This is a genomic window from Rhodoferax sp. GW822-FHT04A08 (genome assembly GCF_058801025.1).
The window spans coordinates 1-521 of record NZ_JBXAMW010000079.1; the positions used below are offsets into that span (position 1 = coordinate 1).

1 protein-coding gene is annotated in these 521 nt (G+C 54.1%); it reads right to left on the reverse strand.

What is annotated here, in order from left to right:
- Positions 1–491, reverse strand: a 491-nt coding sequence (locus AC1RMF_RS26660) for a TetR/AcrR family transcriptional regulator (protein ID WP_493145579.1), incomplete at its 3' end; no start/stop codon positions are given.
- Positions 492–521: the final 30 nt, after the last annotated feature.

The following is a 521-nucleotide window of genomic DNA, read 5'->3' on the forward strand; positions in this document are numbered from 1 at the left end:
TAGTGCTTCTCATCGTGTCGCCATAAATTGTTCACAGCCATGCCTCGGACCAGATTCAAGGTGAGGTTTAACAGCACCTCCGCACGACCTTGTGAAAGCCCCAATTTCTTGAAGACACCCAGCCAGATCACGTCGCAGGTCGTGCGGTATTTTTCCATCACTGGTAGTATTTTCTGCATGAGCGCAGGGTCCGTTCTGGCCACCATGATGGTTTCCAGTGCAGCAAGAAAGGGCCAGTCAAAGTAGACACTCATGCAATCCGAGATGTAACCCTCAATGGGACGCAGCTCCGCGTCAACGGTCTGCGCCACGCGCTGCCCACGGATGATGGCTTCGTCATACACCATGGCCGTTGCGGCAATCACCAACTCCTCTTTGTTAGTGAAGTGATGCATCAGTGCGCCACTAGACACCCCTGCAACTTTGACAACCTCTTTCATGGTCAGTCGGTTGTAGCCGACACGTAGCAGGACATCGATAGCCGCCTTCATGAGACTTTCGCGCGTGTCGCGCGACCGGTC